Annotated in this window: 21 protein-coding genes; 9 read left to right on the top strand and 12 right to left on the bottom strand. The window is 72.6% G+C overall.

Annotation, left to right across the window (positions count from 1 at the left end; translation table 11 throughout):
• Positions 1 to 19: 19 nt before the first annotated feature.
• On the bottom strand, positions 20 to 967 hold the full coding sequence (locus ABFX51_RS22685; protein WP_346054841.1) for a glycosyltransferase family 2 protein: 948 nt from the start codon (positions 965 to 967) through the stop codon (positions 20 to 22).
• Between ABFX51_RS22685 and ABFX51_RS22680 the strand changes: the two genes are divergently transcribed.
• A complete protein-coding gene (locus tag ABFX51_RS22680; protein ID WP_346054840.1) occupies positions 948 to 1985 on the top strand; it encodes a glycosyltransferase family 4 protein in 1038 nt (345 codons plus the stop codon). The two genes, ABFX51_RS22685 and ABFX51_RS22680, sit on opposite strands and share 20 nt — an antisense overlap.
• A gap of 55 nt (positions 1986 to 2040) precedes the next feature.
• Positions 2041 to 3168 (top strand): glycosyltransferase family 4 protein, encoded by a 1128-nt coding sequence (locus ABFX51_RS22675; protein ID WP_091511711.1) that lies wholly within the window; start codon positions 2041 to 2043, stop codon positions 3166 to 3168.
• Positions 3169 to 3257: 89 nt separating this feature from the next.
• Here the strand turns inward: ABFX51_RS22675 and ABFX51_RS22670 are convergent, their stop codons facing one another.
• Positions 3258 to 3800, bottom strand: coding sequence for a hypothetical protein (locus ABFX51_RS22670; RefSeq protein ID WP_346054839.1), 543 nt, complete (start codon positions 3798 to 3800; stop codon positions 3258 to 3260).
• A 165-nt stretch (positions 3801 to 3965) separates the two neighbouring features.
• The gene (locus tag ABFX51_RS22665; protein ID WP_091511714.1) at positions 3966 to 4496 is read right to left on the bottom strand and encodes a hypothetical protein; all 531 of its coding nucleotides are present in this window, start codon (positions 4494 to 4496) and stop codon (positions 3966 to 3968) included.
• A 354-nt stretch (positions 4497 to 4850) separates the two neighbouring features.
• Between ABFX51_RS22665 and ABFX51_RS22660 the strand changes: the two genes are divergently transcribed.
• Positions 4851 to 5714, top strand: a complete 864-nt coding sequence (locus ABFX51_RS22660; RefSeq protein WP_245783215.1) for a glycosyltransferase family 2 protein — start codon at positions 4851 to 4853, stop codon at positions 5712 to 5714.
• Position 5715: 1 nt separating this feature from the next.
• On the opposite strand, the gene ABFX51_RS22655 is transcribed toward ABFX51_RS22660, so the two are convergent.
• Positions 5716 to 6063, bottom strand: a complete 348-nt coding sequence (locus ABFX51_RS22655; protein WP_177228850.1) for a hypothetical protein — start codon at positions 6061 to 6063, stop codon at positions 5716 to 5718.
• A 141-nt stretch (positions 6064 to 6204) separates the two neighbouring features.
• Here ABFX51_RS22655 and manB point away from each other — a divergent pair, with 141 nt between their 5' ends.
• Both manB and ABFX51_RS22645 read left to right on the top strand, forming a co-directional pair.
• Positions 6205 to 7284: a mannose-1-phosphate guanylyltransferase gene (gene manB / locus ABFX51_RS22650; protein ID WP_245783216.1), complete on the top strand. Its 1080-nt coding sequence runs from the start codon at positions 6205 to 6207 to the stop codon at positions 7282 to 7284.
• The gene (locus ABFX51_RS22645) at positions 7284 to 8180 is read left to right on the top strand and encodes a DNA-3-methyladenine glycosylase family protein (RefSeq protein WP_091511717.1); all 897 of its coding nucleotides are present in this window, start codon (positions 7284 to 7286) and stop codon (positions 8178 to 8180) included. Before manB ends, ABFX51_RS22645 begins: the two co-directional genes overlap by 1 nt.
• Before the next feature lie 237 nt (positions 8181 to 8417).
• Here ABFX51_RS22645 and ABFX51_RS22640 read toward each other — a convergent pair whose 3' ends face one another.
• The 5 genes from ABFX51_RS22640 to ABFX51_RS22620 are packed head-to-tail and all read right to left on the bottom strand — an operon-like array spanning position 8418 to position 12342.
• Positions 8418 to 8774, bottom strand: coding sequence for a GntR family transcriptional regulator (locus tag ABFX51_RS22640; protein ID WP_346054837.1), 357 nt, complete (start codon positions 8772 to 8774; stop codon positions 8418 to 8420).
• Positions 8771 to 9298 (bottom strand): NUDIX hydrolase, encoded by a 528-nt coding sequence (locus ABFX51_RS22635; protein WP_346054836.1) that lies wholly within the window; start codon positions 9296 to 9298, stop codon positions 8771 to 8773. The genes ABFX51_RS22640 and ABFX51_RS22635 overlap by 4 nt, the downstream gene beginning before the upstream one ends.
• Positions 9295 to 10629: a coenzyme F420-0:L-glutamate ligase gene (locus ABFX51_RS22630; protein WP_346054835.1), complete on the bottom strand. Its 1335-nt coding sequence runs from the start codon at positions 10627 to 10629 to the stop codon at positions 9295 to 9297. Before ABFX51_RS22630 ends, ABFX51_RS22635 begins: the two co-directional genes overlap by 4 nt.
• A complete protein-coding gene (gene cofD / locus ABFX51_RS22625; protein WP_091511728.1) occupies positions 10622 to 11617 on the bottom strand; it encodes a 2-phospho-L-lactate transferase in 996 nt (331 codons plus the stop codon). The genes ABFX51_RS22630 and cofD overlap by 8 nt, the downstream gene beginning before the upstream one ends.
• Positions 11614 to 12342 (bottom strand): GNAT family N-acetyltransferase, encoded by a 729-nt coding sequence (locus ABFX51_RS22620; RefSeq protein WP_346054834.1) that lies wholly within the window; start codon positions 12340 to 12342, stop codon positions 11614 to 11616. The genes cofD and ABFX51_RS22620 overlap by 4 nt, the downstream gene beginning before the upstream one ends.
• Before the next feature lie 108 nt (positions 12343 to 12450).
• On the opposite strand from ABFX51_RS22620, the gene fdxA reads away from it, so the two are divergent.
• Together fdxA and dapC are read left to right on the top strand one after the other, a co-directional pair.
• Positions 12451 to 12771: a ferredoxin gene (gene fdxA, locus ABFX51_RS22615; RefSeq protein WP_091511729.1), complete on the top strand. Its 321-nt coding sequence runs from the start codon at positions 12451 to 12453 to the stop codon at positions 12769 to 12771.
• Entirely contained in the window at positions 12768 to 13853 is a 1086-nt protein-coding gene (gene dapC, locus ABFX51_RS22610) for a succinyldiaminopimelate transaminase (RefSeq protein WP_346054833.1), read from the top strand. Before fdxA ends, dapC begins: the two co-directional genes overlap by 4 nt.
• On the opposite strand, the gene ABFX51_RS22605 is transcribed toward dapC, so the two are convergent.
• Positions 13850 to 14422, bottom strand: coding sequence for a TetR/AcrR family transcriptional regulator (locus ABFX51_RS22605; RefSeq protein ID WP_346054832.1), 573 nt, complete (start codon positions 14420 to 14422; stop codon positions 13850 to 13852). The genes dapC and ABFX51_RS22605 overlap by 4 nt on opposite strands.
• A 70-nt stretch (positions 14423 to 14492) precedes the next feature.
• Between ABFX51_RS22605 and ABFX51_RS22600 the strand changes: the two genes are divergently transcribed.
• Positions 14493 to 15881: an FAD-dependent monooxygenase gene (locus ABFX51_RS22600; RefSeq protein WP_346054831.1), complete on the top strand. Its 1389-nt coding sequence runs from the start codon at positions 14493 to 14495 to the stop codon at positions 15879 to 15881.
• On the opposite strand, the gene dapD is transcribed toward ABFX51_RS22600, so the two are convergent.
• Together dapD and ABFX51_RS22590 are read right to left on the bottom strand one after the other, a co-directional pair.
• A complete protein-coding gene (dapD, locus tag ABFX51_RS22595; RefSeq protein ID WP_346054830.1) occupies positions 15856 to 16836 on the bottom strand; it encodes a 2,3,4,5-tetrahydropyridine-2,6-dicarboxylate N-succinyltransferase in 981 nt (326 codons plus the stop codon). The genes ABFX51_RS22600 and dapD overlap by 26 nt on opposite strands.
• 25 nt (positions 16837 to 16861) lie before the next feature.
• Complete coding sequence (locus ABFX51_RS22590) at positions 16862 to 17284, bottom strand: lipoprotein (protein WP_346054828.1); 423 nt, start codon at positions 17282 to 17284, stop codon at positions 16862 to 16864.
• A 36-nt stretch (positions 17285 to 17320) separates the two neighbouring features.
• Between ABFX51_RS22590 and dapE the strand changes: the two genes are divergently transcribed.
• Positions 17321 to 18385, top strand: coding sequence for a succinyl-diaminopimelate desuccinylase (dapE, locus tag ABFX51_RS22585; protein WP_346054827.1), 1065 nt, complete (start codon positions 17321 to 17323; stop codon positions 18383 to 18385).
• Positions 18386 to 18393 lie beyond the last annotated feature (8 nt).

Raw genomic sequence — 18393 nt, 5'->3', positions numbered from 1 at the left:
TGGTGGGAGACGGGTGGGGTTACTGGCGCGCCCAGTGTCGCCAGACCTGCCCTCGGGGCACTGTCGACCGCCGGGTGATCGCCCGGCGGGCGCGCAGGGCCGCGGGTACCCGGAGGAGTACCTCGGTGAGCACCCGCACACGGAGCGCGATGCGGAAGTTCGCCGCCTCAGGCACGTTGCGGCGCAGGGGAAGCAGTGCGGTGATCGCGGCGAACCGCGCCAGCTCGCGGAGGGCGACCCACGCGGGTGCACACCGTACAAGGGTGAGCAGGCGGTTGCGCTCGTTCCACAGGTGGAACTGCCGCGACCCGGGCCTGGTGCTCACGCCATGACGGTGGGTCACCCGCGCCTCCGGCACCGTCACGATGTCGTGCCCCGCCAGGCGCAGCCGCCACGCGGTGTCGGTGTCCTCGTAGTAGCAGAAGAAACCCGCCGGCACGCCGCCGATCTCGCGCAGCACGTCCGTGCGCAGCAGGGCCGCGCCGCCGCAGAACCCGAAGGCCGGTGCGTCGAGCGTGTCCGCGCCGTAGCCGTCCGCGGTCAGCCGGACCCCGACGCACTGGGGAGTGCCGTCGGGGCGGTTCAGCCGGGAGCTCGCGGCCGCCGCCGGGCCCAGCGCGTCCTCCAGTGCGCCCAGCCAGCCGGGCTCAGGTTCGGCGTCGTCGTTGAGCCACGCCATCAACGGCGTGTCCACAAGGGACAGCGCGGCGGCCATCGCGCCCGCGTACCCGGCGTTGCGGGGCAGGCGCACGACCCGTGGCTTCGACGGGTGCCCGGCGAGCAGGCGGGCGGTGCCGTCGTCCGAGGCGTTGTCCACCACGAGCGTCCGATGTGGACGATCCTGGGCGGCGAGCGCGTCCAGGCAGGCGGTGATCTGCCCGGCACCCCGCCACGTGACGACCACCACCGTGGAGCTGACCTCGGTCACGGCGAGCACAATACGGCTCGTGCCGGAACTCGTGGTCATCGCCGAGCAGCTGCTGGCGCCTGTGCCGGGCGGCACCGGCCGCTACACCGCCGAGCTGCTGCGCGCGCTGGGCGAGACGGCGCCGCCGGGCTGGGAGGTCACGGGTGTCGTGGCTCGGCGACCGAAAGGGCAGGTGACGGGCCTGCGGATGCTGCCGCTGCCGCCGCGGGCGCTGGTCGCCGCGTGGCAGCTGGGGGTGCCGTACTGGCCGGGCGGGGACGCCGTCCACGCGCCCACCCCGCTCGCGCCGCCACGCGGGCCGGTGTCGGTGACGGTGCACGACACGGTGCCGTGGACGCATCCGGAGACGCTCACCCCGCGCGGGGTGTCGTGGCACCGGCGGATGATCGGCAGGGCCGCGCGGCGTGCTCGCGGGCTCGTCGTGCCGACGCGCGCGGTGGCCGACGACCTGTGGCGGTGGATCCCGGTTTCGGTGCCCGTGCACGTCGCCGGGCACGGGGTGGCGGCGGCGTTGTCGGCCCCCGAGGACGTTCCTGACCTGCCGGAACGTTTCGTACTGGCGGTCGGCACGCTCGAACCCCGCAAGGGCATCGACGTGCTGCTCGACGCGATGGCGGAGCTGGACGTGCCGCTCGTGCTGGTCGGCCAGCCCGGCTGGGGCGGCGTCGAGGCGCGGCGGGACGGCGTGGACGTGCGGGTGCTGGGGCGGCTGCCGGACGCGCGGCTCGCGGGTGTGTTGCGGCGGGCGGCGGTGCTGGCGGTGCCGAGCCGGGCCGAGGGGTTCGGGTTGCCGCTGCTCGAAGCGATGGCGGCCGGGGTGCCGGTGGTGCATTCGGACGCCCCGGCGCTCGTGGAGGTGGCCGGAGGGGCCGGGTTGTGCGTGCCGAGGGGCGACGCGCGGGCGCTCGCCGCGGGGCTGCGGGAGGTGCTGGGGTCGCCATCGCGGGCATCCGCGCTGGTCGAAGCGGGCTGGGCGCGGGCGGCGGAGTTCTCGTGGCGGCGGTCGGCGGAAGCCGTGTGGCGGATCCACACCGGGAGCGAAGTTGTGAGTTCCTGACCAAACGGACTTTGATCGGTCGTACTCTGCACTGGTGGGACGGAGCGAACCGAGTGTGCTGATCGACGCCACGGCCGTGCCCGCGGACCGCGGCGGCGTCGGCCGCTACGTCGACTCGCTCGTCCAGGCGCTCGACGAGGGCGGTGCGCCGGTCAGCGTGGTGTGCCAGCCCCGGGACGTCCGGTTGTTCGCGCGGCTCGCGCCGCGGTCGCGGATCGTGCCTGCCGGGCCGTCGACGGTGACCAGGACGGCGCGGCTCGCGTGGGAGCAGACGACGCTGCCGATGCTCGCGCGGCGGCTGAACGTGCAGGTCGTGCACTCGCCGCACTACACGATGCCGCTGGCGAGCCCGGCCGCGTCGGTGGTGACCCTGCACGACGCGACGTTCTTCACCGACGCGGTGCTGCACTCGTCGGTCAAGGCGCGGTTCTTCCGCGGCTGGACGGTGACGGCGCTGCGCCGCGCGACGATGTGCGTCGTGCCGAGCCACGCGACGGCGAACGAGCTGGCGCGGGTGACGCGGGCGAGGCCGAGGGCGCTGGAGATCATCGAGCACGGGGTGGACGTGGAGCGGTTCCACCCGCCGTCGCCGGAGGAGGTTCGGGCCGCGCGGGCGGCGATCGGGCTGGAGACGCAGCCCTACGTGGCGTTCCTGGGGGCGCTGGAGCCGCGGAAGAACGTGCCGGCGTTGATCCGGGGCTTCGCGAAGGCGGTCGAACACCGCGCTTCGCCGCCCGCTTTGGTGCTCGCGGGGCAGCCGGGGTGGGACACGCAGGTGGAGAAGGCGCTGGACGCCGCGCCGCTGCGGCTGCGGGTGATCCGGGCGGGGTACCTGCCGTTCGGGACGCTGGCCGGGTTCCTGGGCGGGGCGGAGCTCGTGGCGTATCCCAGCCTCGGGGAGGGTTTCGGACTGCCCGTGCTGGAGGCGATGGCGTGCGGGGCGTGCGTGCTGACCACCCGGCGCCTCTCGCTGCCCGAGGTAGGCGGGGATGCGGTGGCGTACTGCGGCGTCGGCGCGGGTGACGTGGCAGTGGCCCTGTCGGAGCTGCTGGACGACCCGGGTCGCCGTGCGCAGCTCGCCCAAGCGGCACAGCGGCGGGCGAAGGACTTCTCGTGGACCACCAGCGCGGAGCGGCACCGCGAGGCGTACGGAAAGGCGTGGCTGGCCCACCGGCGGGGCTGACTGGTAGCGTTGGGGGTGCGAGGCCCCCGTAGGGCCGAGAAGTGAGCCCGTGGTGCGTCCGGACGGTCGTGTCGCGGGCTTTGCGCTGTCTAGAGCTGGGTGATCCGCCCGATGCCGGCCGAGACGCGCCGCCGCCAGTCGCCACCCGCGCCGTAACACCAGGCCACGGCGTCGGGGATCCACAAGAGCGGGGTGGCAGTGGATTCGTGGTGTTGATGCACCACCGGAGGGGACGTCTCGTAGGTACCCAGCACCCGGTAGATCGTTGCCTGATCATGCCGGTCCTGCTCCTGCCGACTGTCGATCACCACGCGGTGCGCGCCCGCCGCGACGAGATCGCGCACCGCTTCCGCGAGGCACCGCTGCCGGTCCTGTTCCTCGGTCTTCGGGGTGCACGAGGTCGTGTAGATCCACGAGATCGCCGGAAGCGCCGCGATCCGGTCGGCGAGTAGCCGGCGCCTGCGCGGCTTCTCCTTTTTGAAGTGCAGCTCACGTTGTCCCGGGAGGAGCAACGCGGCGAGCTGCTTCCGGGTGGGGACGAGCTGAGCGGGGTCGACAACGCTCACGCAGACGATGTAGGCACCGTCCCGCCCGGACTCGTCGATGAAGGCATGCACTGGCACCTCGAACATCCTGCTCGGAGGGGGCGACAGTTTTGCGCGGGAACGCGGAGCGCCGCGCAATGCAGTGGCGCTCCGGAGCAGCTCCCTGCTACCGTCGTTGGTGCGAGGCCCCCTTAGGGCCGAGAAGTGAGCCCGTGGTGCGTCCGGACGGTCGTGTCGCGGGCTTTGCGCTGTCTAGACCACGATGACCTTCGAAACGACCGGCATGACCCGGCGGCGCCAGTCGCCGCCGGCGCCGTAGCACCACGCGACGGCGTCGGGCACCCACAGCAGGGGTGCGGATGCCGAGTTGAGGTGGTGGTGGGCCAGCTCGGTCTTCGGGTGTTGCCCCAGCGTGCGGTAGATCGTCGTCCGGTCGTGGATGTCGCGGTGGTCGCGGCTGTCGAGGACGACTCTGTGCGCGCCTAGCTCGACGAGGTGGTGGAACGCCTGCTCCAGGCACCGCTGCCGGTCACGTTCCTCGGTCTTCGGGGTGCACGCGGTCTCGTAGATGTGCGTGACGAGCGGCAGCCCGGCGATCCGATCGGCGAGCAGCCGCCTCCGCGGTGGTTTCTCTGCCTTGAAGTGCAACTCCCGTTGCCCGGGGAGGAGCAGCGCCGACAACTGCTTCCGCGCGGGCGCAAGACAACCGGGGTCGACGACCGCGACGCAGATGAAGTAGCGGCGGTCCCGACCGGACTCGTCGATGAAGGCATGCACCGGCACCCGGAACATCCTGCTTGGAGGGTGCGACAGTTTTGCGCGGGGACGCGGGATGCAGTGGCGAGAGCGCGAAGCTTCCCGCTACCGTCACTGGTGCGAAGCCCCCGTAGGGCGGAGAAGTGAGCCCGTGACGCGTCCGGACGGTCGTCTCACGGGCTTTGCGCTGCCGCGCGGGGACGCGCAATGCAGTGGCGCGCGAGCCGAGCTCCCTGCTACCGTCGACAGCGCGAGGCCCCCTTAGGGCCGAGAAGTGAGCCCGTGACGCGTCCGGACGGTCGTCTCACGGGCTTTGCGCTGTTCGGGGGGCCGATGCGGCCCTGCGGGTCACCGTCGTGGGGGAAGCGGCACAATGGCCCGGTGACCGAGCCGACACGTTATGGCGACGGCCTCGCCGTGGTCGTGGTGACCTACTTCCCCGGGGACGACCTCGCCCGTTTCCTCGACACGCTCGAGAAAGCCACCACCCGCGACGTGCGCGTGGTGCTCGCGGACAACAGCGTCGAACCCGTCGAAACCCTCGATCGCGCCGCCGAGCGGGAGAACGTGCGGGTGCTGCGCATCGGCGAGAACCTCGGCTACGGGGGCGGCGCCAACCGCGGCGTGGCCGAACTCGACGACAGCTACGGCTGGGTCGTGGTCGCCAACTCCGACCTCGAGTGGGAGCCCGGCTCACTCGATGTGCTCCTCGAAGCCGCGCAACGCTGGCCGCGCGGGGGCGCTTTCGGGCCCCTCATCCGCGAACCCGACGGCGCCGTCTACCCCTCGGCCCGCCTGCTGCCCTCCTTCGGCCGCGGCATCGGGCACGCCGTGTTCGGCAAGATCTGGCCCGCCAACCCGTGGACCCGCGCCTACCGGCAGGAACGCGCCCCCGAGGAACGCACCGCGGGCTGGCTCTCCGGTTCCTGCCAGCTGTTCCGCCGCGAGGCCTTCGACTCCGTCGACGGCTTCGACTCGCGCTACTTCATGTACTTCGAGGACGTCGACCTCGGCGACCGGCTCGGCCGCGCCGGCTGGCAGAACGTGTACGTCCCCTCCGCCTCGGTGACCCACATCGGCGGCAAGGCGACCTCCCGCGCACCGAAGAAGATGCTGGCCGCGCACCACCAGAGCGCCTACCGCTACCTCGCCGACCGCCACCGCGGCCCGGCCTGGCGCCCCGTGCTGGCCGCGGTCAAGCTCGGGCTCGCCGTGCGGCTCAAGATCGAGACGCGCGGCCGCTGAATCAGAAGCCTTCGAGACGGCGGGACAGATCGGAGCGGCCGGTGGTCTGCGTGGTGGTGGGGATGAGGCCCCCGACCTCCTCCTCGCGGGAGTCCGGGCGCACCGGCGTCATGCCGACCCGGGTGTCCGGCTTCTCGAGGCTGCCCTGCACCGAGTCGATCACCGACGAGGGCACCACGGCCGTCGTGTCCGGGTCCTCGCCGTGGTCGATCCTGTCGATCGCCGAACGCGGGATCTGCTGGGTGTTCGCCGCGTCCATCGGCGACGTCGCGTCGTCGGGCGTGACCACGAAGGCGCCGCGTGCCCGCGCCCGGGCCAGCAACGCGTCCGCACGCTCGCGGGGGTCCATCCGCTCGGCCTCCCGACTCGACCTGAGGCCCTCTCCGACCGGGGCCGCCCCTGTGCTGTCTAGGGTAGGCCCTCCGGGGCGTCGCCGTCAGCAAAATGCGCGGCCTGTCGCCCGGCGGCTGCTCGATCACGGGAGGAAGTTGTGACGCCGACGGAGAATGTCGACGCCGTGGTGCTGGTGGGCGGCAAGGGCACGCGGCTGAGGCCGCTGACCCTGTCCGCGCCCAAGCCGATGCTGCCCACCGCCGGGGTGCCGTTCCTCAGCCACCTGCTGTCACGGATCCGCGCGGCCGGCATCCAGCACGTCGTGCTGGGCACGTCGTACCGCGCCGAGGTCTTCGAGGACTACTTCGGCGACGGCTCGTCCCTCGGCCTCGACCTGGAGTACGTGGTGGAGGAGGAGCCGCTCGACACGGGCGGCGCGATCCGCAACGTGTACGACAAGTTGCGGGCCGACCACGCTGTGATCTTCAACGGCGACATCCTCTCGGGTGCCGACCTGCACGCCCTCGTGCAGGCGCACCTCGACGCCTCGGCCGACGTGACGCTGCACCTGCAGCGCGTCGACGACCCGAGCCGCTTCGGTTCGGTGCCCACCGACGCCGACGGCCGCGTCACGGCGTTCCTGGAGAAGACGCCCAACCCGCCGACCGACCAGATCAACGCCGGCTGCTACGTGTTCCGCCGCTCGGTGGTCGAGTCCATTCCCGCCGGTCGCCGCGTGTCCGTCGAGCGTGAGACGTTCCCCGGGCTGCTGGCCGACGGGGCACACGTGCACGGGTTCGTCGACGCGTCGTACTGGCTGGACGTCGGCACCCCGGAGGCCTTCGTGCGCGGCTCGGCGGACCTGGTGCGCGGGCTCGCGCCGACGTCGGCCCTGCCCGGTCCCACCGGGGAGTCGCTGGCGCTCGACGGGGCGACGGTCGCGTCCGGCGCGGAGGTGCTCGGCGGGTCCACCGTCGGCGCCGGTGCGCAGGTCGCGGCGGGGGCGCGCGTGACCGGTTCGGTGCTGTTCGACGGGGTCGCCGTCGCGGAGGACGCCGTGGTGGAGGACTCCGTGCTCGGCGCGGGTGCCCGGGTGGGCAAGGGTGCGGTGCTGCGCGGGGTCGTGCTCGGCGACGGGGCGGTCGTCGGAGCGGGCTGCGAACTGCTGCACGGCGCCAGGGTGTGGCCGGAGATGGTGCTGGCCGACGGTTCGATCCGCTTCTCCAGCGACTGCTAGTGCGGTACCGGCCACCGTTCACAGTGGACCTCGGCGCGGTGCTCGGCCCGCTGCGCCGGGGCAAGGCCGACCCGTGCTTCCGGGCGGAGGAGTCCGGCGTCACCTGGCTGACCGGCAACACCCCCGACGGCCCCGGCACGCTCGCGTTCCGGCGGTTCGCCGACGGTGAGATCGAGGCGCAGGCGTGGGGACCGGGCGCGGACAGGATGCTCGCGGGCGTCCCCGCCCTGCTCGGCGCGGAGGACGACGACAGCGGGTTCGTCCCGCACCACGATCCGGTCGCGCGCGCCCGGCGGGACATGCCCGGCCTGCGGCTGGGGGCCACGGGGCGCGTGTTCGACGTGCTGATCCCCGCGGTGCTGGAGCAGAAGGTGACGGGCTACGAGGCGCGGCGGTCGTGGCGGGAGCTGTGCCGCTGGTACGGCGAGCCCGCCCCGGGACCCGCCCCGGCGGGGATGCGCGTACCACCGACCCCGCGCGCAATAATGTCCATTGTGGACTGGAAGTGGCACAAGGCGGGCGTGGACCTGGCGCGGCGGCGTGCGTTGATCTTCGCGGCGCAAGTGGCGCACCGCTTGGAGCGGGCGGCGGAGCTGCGGGGTGCCGAGGGCCGTGCGTTGCTGCGCAAGGTCCCGGGCATCGGCGTGTGGACGGCGGCGGAAGTGGCCCAACGCGCCTGGGGTGACGCGGATGCCGTCAGTTTCGGGGATTTCCACATCCCCACGGTCGTCGGCTACGCCCTGCTGGGCGAACCCCTGGACGACGAAGGCCTGGCGGAGGTGCTGGCCCCCTACGCGCCGCAACGCCAACGGGCCGTCCGATACCTGGAGGCAGCAGGCTTCACCCGCCCCCGCTTCGGCCCCAGATACGCGATAAGGGACTACCGGGCGATCTAACGGAAACCCGGCAACGCGAAGCGAGCGGGCCCCACCGCCCACCCCCGCCCCGATCCCCAGCCGCACTTACGGCCGCTCCGGCGTGTCAAGGGTGAGGCGGAGCCTCATCGCGAAGCGACGCCGAAGGCGCCCTTTACACGCCCCGAGCGGCCGTTGAACCCTAAAGGATCGGGGCGGGGGTGGGGCCGGAACGAGGGCGCCCAGCGCCCGGTCACCGAGGCACGACACCCGCCCCACCTAAACCCCCAAAGCCGCCTTCACGATCGCCAAAGCCTCCTCCGGAGCCACCCCCACCGCCCGGCAAGTTTCCGCGTACGTCACCGCCGCCTCACGCACCACCCGCCGCGACTCATCCCCCGAGGACGACACGAAACTTCCCGCCCGCCCCCGCGTCTCGATGAGCCCGGCCTCCTCCAGCTCCCGGTACGCGCGGGCGATCGTGTTCGGCGCGATGCCCACGTCCGCCGCCAGCTGCCGCACCGTCGGCAGCCGCGTGCCGACCGCCAGGCGCCCGTCGTTGATCTGCTCCGCCAGCGACGACCGCACCTGCTCGTACGGCGGCACGGACGACCCCGGATCGACGCGGACGATCATCGGGCCGCCGCCACCAGCTCCGCCAGGTCCTCCGAGCCCGCGGGCAGCGCGTCGACCGGCCACCACCGCAGGTCGTCCGACTCGTCGCTGCGCACCGGCTCCGCCCCGCGCGGCGCGCGCACCGCGAACCGCACGTCGAAGTGCCGCGTCGGCACGCCGAGCGAGCACGTGATCGGGTGCACGTCCAGGTGCACCGGCTCCGGTTCGATCCGCAGGTCCTCGATCCCGGACTCCTCCCGCGCCTCCCGCAGGGCCGCTTCCACGAGCGAGGGGTCCGACTCCTCGCAGTGCCCGCCGAGCTGCAGCCACCGGCCGACTCGCGGGTGCAACGTCAGCAGCACCCGCGAACCGTCCGCGTCGAGCAGCACCGCCGAAGCCGTGATGTGCCCGGCCTCGCACGAACGCGAGCACGCGTCCTCCCGTGCCGCCAGGAACCCCAGGAACGCCTGCCGCAACGACTCCTGCGCCGCGGAAGCGGGACGCCATTTGTCCAGAGTGGACAGAGCGTCGGCGTGCAGTGTCACAGTTCCACCAGTCCTTCGCCGGGCTCCAGCGGCCCGCGTCCGGGCACCGCAACCGGGTGCCCGACCGCGACGGCGCCCAGCGGCTGCCACTCCGCGCCGAGCCCCAGCACGTCCCGCACCACGTCCGCCGCGAAGATCGTCGAGCCGATCCAGCACGAGCCCAGGTCCTCCGCCGCCAGCGCGACCAGGAAACCCTGCACCGCCGCGCCACCCGCGACCGTGAACATCGTGCGCTCGCAGGCGTTGCGCCGGTCGTCCGGATACGTGTGCGCGCCGTCGGGCACCAGGAACGGCAGGACGACCTCGGGCGCCTGGAACAGGATGTCGCCGCGGCTCACGCGCCGCGCGATCTGCTCGTCCGTGAACCCGTCGCCGCGCAGGTCCGCGCGCCACGACTCCCGCATCGCCTCCAGCAGTTTCGTGCGCAGGCCGCGGTCACGCAGCCACACGAACCGCACCGGTTTCGTGTGGTGCGGCGCCGGCGCGGTGAGCCCCGCGGCGATCGCCCGGCGCAGCGCCCCGGGATCGACCGCCTCGTCGGTGAACCGGCGAACGGACCGGCGGGCGGGCACCGCTTCACGGCGGCCCTGCGCGATCGCCTCCGTGACGCCGAGGCGGAACATGTCCTCCTCGACCGGGCGGACCAGCTTCCGGGCCGTCGAACCGTCGTCCACGAGGGACAGTCCGCGCACCACGGCGACCGGTGTCGCCTTCAGCTTGCCCTTGACCAAATCCGCCGCCGCGGCGATCTCGTCCGCCACGGCGATCTCGGTGACCTGCAGCTCGTTGCCCTGCCCGTCGACCTCACCCTCGTAGGAGTGCAGCACCTCCAGGCCCGACGAGCCGATCGCGGCGTCGGTCTGCCCGACGCGCCACGCGCGGCCCATCGTGTCCGTGATGACGACGGCGACCTCGACGCCGAGCCGTTCCCGCAGCCCGTTGCGCAACGCCAGCGCCGAAGCGTCGGGATCGGCGGGCAGCAGCGCGATCTCGCCCTTGTCCACATTGGAGGCGTCGACACCGGAAGCCGCCTGCACGATGCCGATGCGGTTCTGCGTGATGAGCGTGCGGCCGAACCGGGCCAGCACGCGCACCGCCTCCTCCTCGACGAGCCGCCGCCGCTCCGCGTCGCGCGCCTCCGGGTCCTCCGGCACCCGGACGAGCCGGCCCTCGGCCTTCGACACGATCTTGCTGGTGACCACGACGACGTCGCCGGACCGCAGCCACCGCGCCGCCGAGGCGATCGCGCCCGTCAGGTCGTCGCCGGGCCGGAACTCCGGCAGGCCCTCGACCGGCAGGACCTCCAGCCGGTCCGTGGAATGCTCAGTCAACGTCCACTCCGGACAGTTCGAGTGCCGCGCGGGCCATCGCCGCGGTGGCGTCCACGTCGGTCATCAGCAGCGGCACCGCCTGCACGGCCACCCCGGGGACGTGCACCGTCTCGCCCGACGCGACCAGCCAGCCGTCGAGCAGCCCGTCCTCCGACGTCTGCCGCGAGCCGTAGTGGCGGCCCACCGCCTCCGCCGAGGTCTCCACGCCGATGGCGGTCAGGCACGCGTCGGCCATGCCGCGCACGACCTTCCCGCCGATGATGGGGGAGATGCCCACGACACCGGCCGCGGTCTTGCGCAGGGCTTCACGCACCCCGGGCACGGCCAGCACGGTGCCGACCGACACGACGGGGTTCGACGGCGCGAACAACACGGCGTCGGCCTCGGCGATCGCTTCCAGCACGCCCGGGCCCGGTTTCGCCTCGTCCGCTCCGACCGGCACGATCGAGTGCGCGGGCAGCTCCGCGCGGTACCGCACCCACCACTCCTGGAAGTGCAGCGCCTTGCGCTGCCCGGCCTCCTCCGGGTCGTCGACCACCACGTGCGTCTCGACCCGGTCGTCGGTCATCGGGAGCAGCCGCACGCCCGGCTGCCACCGGTCGCACAGCGCCTCGGTGATCGCCGAGAGCGGGTAGCCCGCGCGCAGCATCTGGCTGCGGATCAGGTGCGTCGCGATGTCCTTGTCGCCGAGCCCGAACCAGCTCGGCTCGGCCCCGTAGGCGGCCAGCTCCTCCTTGACGACCCACGTCTCGCCGCTATGCCCCCAGCCGCGTTCGGTGTCGACCCCGCCGCCGAGCGTGTACATGCACGTGTCGAGGTCCGGGCAGATCCGCAGCCCGTGCATCCACACGTCGTCGCCGGTGTTGACGACGGCGGTGACCTCGTGGGGTGAGTTCCCTGGACCGACCGGGGGGAGGCCGAGCGCGGCCTTGACGCCGAGCAGGAAGCGGGCGCCGCCCACCCCGCCGACTAGTACGACAACCTTCACAGGGAGCGATCCTCGCACGCTGGCACCCAGTACCGGTACCGATGGTGCTCGCGGAACCCCAGCGCCTCGTAGAGCGCCAGCGCGGGCGCGTTGTCCACCGCGACCTGCAGCACGCACTCGGTCGCGCCGCGCTCGGCGGCCCAGACGCCCGAGGCCGCCATCAGCGCCTTCGCCAGCCCCCGCCGCCGGTGCTCCGGGCGGACGGCGAGACGTGAGATGTGCAGCAGGTCGCCGGTGATCGCGGCCCGCACGGCACCCGCCGTGACATCAGCCACGCCGTAGCCGATCTCGCCTGTCGTGAGCACGTGCCGTTGCGCCGGCGATGGCTCGCGTGCGCCCGCCGTCAGCTCCCACCAGTCGGGAGACGGCGCGGGTAGGAACTCGACCCCGTCCGCGCCCCGGCCGAGCGGCCCGAGCAGCACCGACACGAGGTGCCCGGCGGCGTGACCGGTGTTCGGCACCCAGCCCGCGGCCTCCACCGCCTGCTCGGTCTCGCTGCCCTCGACGGCGTGCACGACGGGCGGGATGCCGTGGGCGTGGGCGAAGTCACACACCCGCGCCAGGGCCTCCTCGACGGGCATGCCGGGGTCGCCGACGGCGAGCGCGCTGTTGGCGCGACCGGTGAACCCACCAGCGGCCCGAAGGCGCCAATCACCGAGTTTCTCCTCGGTGACGGCACGCCAGGCGTCGGCACACAGCAGCTCCAGGGTTCCGGTCGCGTCCATGCGGTCCATTGTGCCGACCTAAGGGTGCCCTTACCTGGGAATGGCGGGCCAGGAACGCGTAATGTCCGAGGTCGTAGCTGGATCTCATTCACACAGCAGGAGTGCGCAGTGACCTACGTGATCGCCGAGCCCTGCGTCGACGTGCTCGACAAGGCGTGCATCGACGAGTGCCCAGTCGACTGCATCTACGAGGGTGACCGGATGCTCTACATCCACCCCGACGAGTGCGTGGACTGTGGCGCCTGCGAGCCGGTGTGCCCGGTGGAAGCCATCTACTACGAGGACGACGTCCCCGACGACTGGGCGGCCTACACCAAGGCGAACGCGGACTTCTTCGAAAAGCTCGGATCCCCCGGCGGTGCCTCCAAGGTCGGCAAGACCAGCGACGACCCGCAGTGGATCAAGGACCTGCCCCCGCAGGGCGAATGACCGCACTGCCCGACTTCCCCTGGGACTCCCTCGCCGGGGCCAAGGCGACCGCGAACGCCCACCCGGGTGGCGTGGTCGACCTGTCCGTCGGCACCCCCGTCGACCCGGTCGCGCCGCGCATCCGGGAGGCGCTGGCCTCGGTGTCGGAGATCCCCGGTTACCCGCAGACCCACGGCACGCCCGAGCTGCGGGCGGCCGCGATCGACGCGCTCCGGCGGCGGCACGGCGTCACCGGCCTGGAGCCGGACGCCGTGCTGCCGACGATCGGTTCGAAGGAGCTGGTCGCCTGGCTGCCGAAGCTGCTCGGCGTCGGGCCCGGGGACACCGTGGTGATCCCGGAGCTGGCGTACCCGACGTACGAGGTCGGTGCGTTGCTCGCGGGGGCGTCCGTGCTGCGCTCGGACAGTCTCTTCGCGCTCGGGCCGCAGCGCCCGGCGATGATCTGGCTCAACTCGCCGTCCAACCCGACCGGGCGCGTGCTCGGCGTCGACCACCTGCGCAAGGTCGTCGAGTGGGCGCGCGAGCGGGACGTGCTCGTCGTGTCGGACGAGTGCTACCTCGCGCTCGGCTGGGAGGCCGAGCCGGTCTCGATCCTGCACCCGTCGGTCAGCGGCGGCAGCACGACGGGTCTGCTCGCCGTGCACTCGCTGTCCAAGTCGGCCAGCCTGGCCAGCTACCGCGCGGGGTTCGTCACGGGTGATCCGGCGGTGGTGGCGCGGCTGCTGGAGGTGCGCAAGCACGCCGGGATGATCGTGCCGCGCCCCGTGCAGGAGGCGATCACGGTCGCCCTCGCCGAGGACGACGTGCTCGCGACGCAGCGGGAGCGCTACGCCCGCCGCCGCACGGTGCTGCAGAAGGCGTTGCAGGACAACGGTTTCACGATCGACCACTCCGAAGCGGGGCTCTACCTGTGGGCCTCCCGAGGCGAGGACGCCTGGGCGACGGTGAACTGGCTCGCCGAGCGCGGCATCCTGGTCGCCCCCGGCACCTTCTACGGCCCGAAGGGCGGGCAGCACGTCCGAGTCGCCCTGACCGCGACGGACGAACGCGTCGAAGCGGCCGCGGAGCGGTTGGGCGGCTAGTAGTCCTTGCCCGTGAGTCCCCGGTAGACGAACCGGGTCAGCGCCTCCGTCAAGTCCTCTTCGGACAGTCCCGCCGGGGCGAGTTCCACGAAGCCGTCGACCAGTGCGGACATCAGCGCGACGCTGACCTCCGGCGGGGCGGGCAGGTCGAGGCCCGCCAGGTGGCCGATCAGATCCCGTCGCTGGACCTCGCCGAAGTGGGCGAACTTCTCGGCGAAGTCCTCGTTCACCAGCGCCGCCTGCCGCATCGCCAGCATCGTCGCCGCGTTGGCGCGGTGGAAGTCCAGGTACGCCTTGACGTGCCAGCGGACCGCGTCGGGGTCGGAGAAGTCCGACTTGTGCCCCTCCGTCGCCGCGGCTTCGTCGCTGTCGGCCGAGATGTCCGCCAGCAGTGCTTCGAGCAGTTCCTCCTTGCTGCCGAAGTGGTTGTAGAAGGACCCCGCCGCGCGCCCGGCCGCCGCCGTGATGTCGGTGATCTTCGTGTTCAGGTAGCCGCGCTCGGCGAACAGCCGCTTGGCCGCCGCCTTGAGCGCCGTCTCCGTCTCGGCCGCCTTCTCGCTGCGTTTCACGGCACCTCCTTGACATGGAACGCTAGCAGCGGGCACACTGAATCTAAATTCAGTGAATGGAGATTCATCCATGAACGTCCTCATCGCGGGTGGCGGTCCGACCGGGCTGACCCTGGCCATCGAGCTCGCCAGGCGGGGCATCGACGTGCGAGTCGTCGACAAGGCGACCGAGTTCTTCGCGGGCTCCCGTGGCGACGGGCTGCAGCCACGCACCCTCGAAGTGTTCGAGGACCTGGGCATGCTCGACGACGTGCTGGCCGCCGGGTCCCTGCCCGCGCCGATCCGCGTCCACCTCGGCGGGCGGTACGTGGAGGAGCGGTGGATGGCGCCGCTCCAGGAGCCGCGCCCTGATGTGCCGTACCCCAACAGCTGGATGCTGGGGCAGTCGCGGACCGAGGGGATCCTGCGTGCCCGGCTCGCCGAGTTCGGCGTGCACGTGGAGCTGAACACCGGGCTGACCGGGTTCGAGCAGGACGCCGACGGGGTCACGGCGACGCTGTCCACGGGCGAGGTCGTGCAGGCGGCGTACCTCGTGGGCGCCGATGGCGGCCGCAGTTCCGTCCGCAAGGCACTGGGCATCGCGTTCGAGGGGGTCACCGACGAGTCGATCCGGATGCTGCTCGGCGACGTCGCGGCCGACCTCGATCCGGCCTACGGGTACTGGTTCGCGACCGAGGCCGACCCGATGTCCGGGGTGGTGATGAGCCCGCTGCCGAGCGAGGGGTTGTTCCAGTTCGGCGCGCCGCTCGGCGAGGAGGACGCGGACCCGACGCTCGAGACGTTGCAGGCCAAGCTCGACGAGCTGAGGGCGGGTGTGCGGCTGGAGAAGCTCGCGTGGTCGACGGTGTGGCGGCCGAACGTGCGCCTCGCGGAGCGGTTCCGCGTCGGCCGGGTGTTCCTCGCCGGGGACGCGGCCCACGTGCACCCGCCGACGGGCGGGCAGGGGCTCAACACCGGCGTGCAGGACGCGTACAACCTCGGCTGGAAGCTCGCCGACGGCTCACCCGAACTGCTCGACAGCTACGAAACCGAGCGGCGTGCCGTGGCGGCACGCGTCCTGGGCGTCACCACCGAGCTCCTGCACAAGTACGTCGAAGGCAGCGAGGACGCGCACGAGCGCGGTGAGAACACCCGGCAGCTGGACATCAGCTACCGCACCACGGAGGGGGTGCTGGTGCCGGGCGACCGCGCCCCGGACGCGCCGGTGAAGGACGCGGACGGAAACCCGGTCCGGCTGTTCGAGCTGTTCCGCGGCCCGCACGCGACGCGGCTCGTGTTCGGCGCGCCCGCCCCGGCGGAGCCACACGCGTACGCGGTGCTACGGCCGGGGCAGACGGCGTCGGGCACGTACGTCGTCGACACCGAAGGGCACGCCTTCGCCGCCTACGACGCCTCAGACGGGACCGAGGTCCTCGTGCGCCCGGACGGTTACGTCAGTTCGCGTGCAGAGCGGCGTTGAGCTCGACGGTCGCGCCCGCCCGCGGCACCACCTCGACGGCGCCGGTGGTCGAGTTGCGGCGGAACAGGGCGTTCGAGATGCCCGACAGCTCCCGCGCCTTGACCGACCGGCCCTCGACGGTGACCTTCGTGCCCGCCGTGATGTACAGCCCGGCCTCGACGACGGAGTCGTCGCCCAGCGAGATGCCGACCCCGCCGTTGGCGCCGATGAGGCAGCGCTCGCCGAGCGAGATGACCTCCTTGCCGCCACCGGACAGCGTGCCCATGATCGAGGCGCCGCCGCCGACGTCGGTGCCGTCGCCCACGACGACCCCGGCCGAGACGCGGCCCTCGATCATCGACGCGCCCAGCGTGCCGGCGTTGAAGTTCACGAAGCCCTCGTGCATCACGGTCGTGCCGGGCGCGAGGTGCGCGCCGAGGCGCACGCGGTCCGCGTCCCCGATCCGGACACCGCCGGGCATCACGTAGTCGACCATCCGCGGGAACTTGTCGACGCTGTAGACGGTCACCGGGCCGCGGGCACGCAGCCGCAGGCGGGTGCTCTCGAAGCCCTCGACCTGGCACGGGCCGTGGTTGGTCCACACCACGTTGGCCAGCAGGCCGAAGATGCCGTCGAGGCTCTGCCCGTGCGGCTGGACCAGGCGGTGCGAGAGCAGGTGCAGACGCAGGTAGACGTCGTACGCGTCGGCCGGGGCGTCGGCGAGCCTGGCGATCGTGGTGCGCACGGCGACCACCTCGACACCGCGGGCGTCGTCGGGGCCCAGCAGCGCGGCGGCGTCCTCACCCAGCGCCTCGACGGCCTGCTCGCGCGAGAGGCGCTCCGTCCCCGCCTTGCCCGGGTCGCACAGCTTCGGGTGCGGGAACCAGGTGTCCAGCACGGTGCCGTCGGTCGTGACGGTCGCCAGCCCGACGCCGGAGGCGCCGGTCGTCTCGGGGTTCGGGGTCTCTTCGCTCACGGTCCACACCGTAACCGACCCCGGCTCAGCCGTTGACCAGCTGGGTGTCGACGAACTGCTTGAGGTCGCGCAGCGTGTTCGCGAGGTCCGACAACGTCGCTGAGCAGGGGGTTCCCGCGGTCATGACGGTCTCGCAGTGCGCGCCGCGGTACGCGCCGACGTTCTTGTCGAGCTGGTCGGCGAGGCGGTTCAGCTCGGGGTGCTTGGTGCCTGCCTGCTCGCGCACCATGCCCGTCGAGCTGCCCAGCTCGGTCACGTACTTCTCGCAGCCCTTCGGCGTCTGCTTCGCGGGGGCGGTGTAGCACGTGTCGGCGGTGTACACCCGCAGCTTCGTCGCGAGCGCTTCGGGCGTGGTCGCCGAACCGGCGCCCTTAGGCGTGGGACCGGCTTCGCCACTGCACCCGGCCAGCGCGAGTGCGAGGGCGAGAACTACCAGAGGCTTGCGCACGCTGACACCGTACGCGGCCCGGTTAAGGTCCTGGTCATGGCACTGGACCTGTACGCCGATCCCGTCGACATCACCGCCGAGCTGGTGGACATCCCGAGCGTCTCGGGGGAGGAGGCGGCGATCGCGGACGCCGTGCAGGAGGCGCTGACCAGGCAGGCCGGGCACCTGGAGGTCGTCCGCAACGGCGACGCCGTGCTCGCGCGCACCCACCTCGGCCGTCCGTCGCGCGTCATCCTCGCCGGGCACCTCGACACCGTGCCGGTCAACCAGAACCTGCCGCTGCGCCGCGACGGCGACACCCTGCACGGCCTCGGCACGGTCGACATGAAGGGTGGCGACGCGGTCTTCCTGAGCCTGGCAGCAACGGTGCGCGAGCCGCGCCACGACGTCACCTTCGTCTTCTACGACTGCGAGGAGGTCGAGGCGGTCCGCAACGGCCTCGGCCGCATCGAGCGCGAGCTGCCCGACTGGCTGCGGGCCGATCTGGCGATCGTCGGCGAGCCGTCGAACGCGGTCGTCGAGGCGGGCTGCCAGGGCACCATGCGCGTCGAACTGCGCACTGAAGGCCGTCGCGCCCACACCGCCCGCGCGTGGATGGGGGTCAACGCGATCCACGCGCTCGGCGAGCCGCTGCGGCGGCTGGAGGCGTACCAGGCGCGGGAGGTGGAGATCGACGGGCTGCGGTACCGGGAGGGGCTGCAGGCGGTGCGGATCTCCGGTGGCGTGGCGGGCAACGTCGTGCCGGACGAGGCGGTGCTCGCGGTGAACTTCCGGTTCGCGCCGGACCGCACGCCCGAACAGGCGGAGGCACACGTGCGCGAGGTGTTCGACGGGTTCGACGTGTCCGTCGTGGACTCCTCACCAGGTGCGTTGCCCGGCTTGTCGGCGCCGGCGGCGGCGGAGCTGGTGCGCGCGGCGGGCGGGCAGGCGGCCGCGAAGCTGGGCTGGACCGACGTGGCGCGCTTCGCCGCGCTGGGCATGCCCGCGGTGAACTTCGGCCCCGGCGACCCGACGCTCGCGCACACACGCGAAGAGTTCGTTCACGCGGCGGAAATCAGGCAGGTGGCCAGCGTGCTGCGCGAGTTTCTGTCTCCCGGATAGGCTCGCGA

Source organism: Amycolatopsis dongchuanensis (assembly GCF_039542405.1).
Classification (GTDB): Bacteria; Actinomycetota; Actinomycetes; order Mycobacteriales; family Pseudonocardiaceae; genus Amycolatopsis_E; species Amycolatopsis_E sacchari.
Note: the sequence above shows the minus strand (reverse complement) of the source record. Positions and strands in the feature narration are given on the sequence as shown.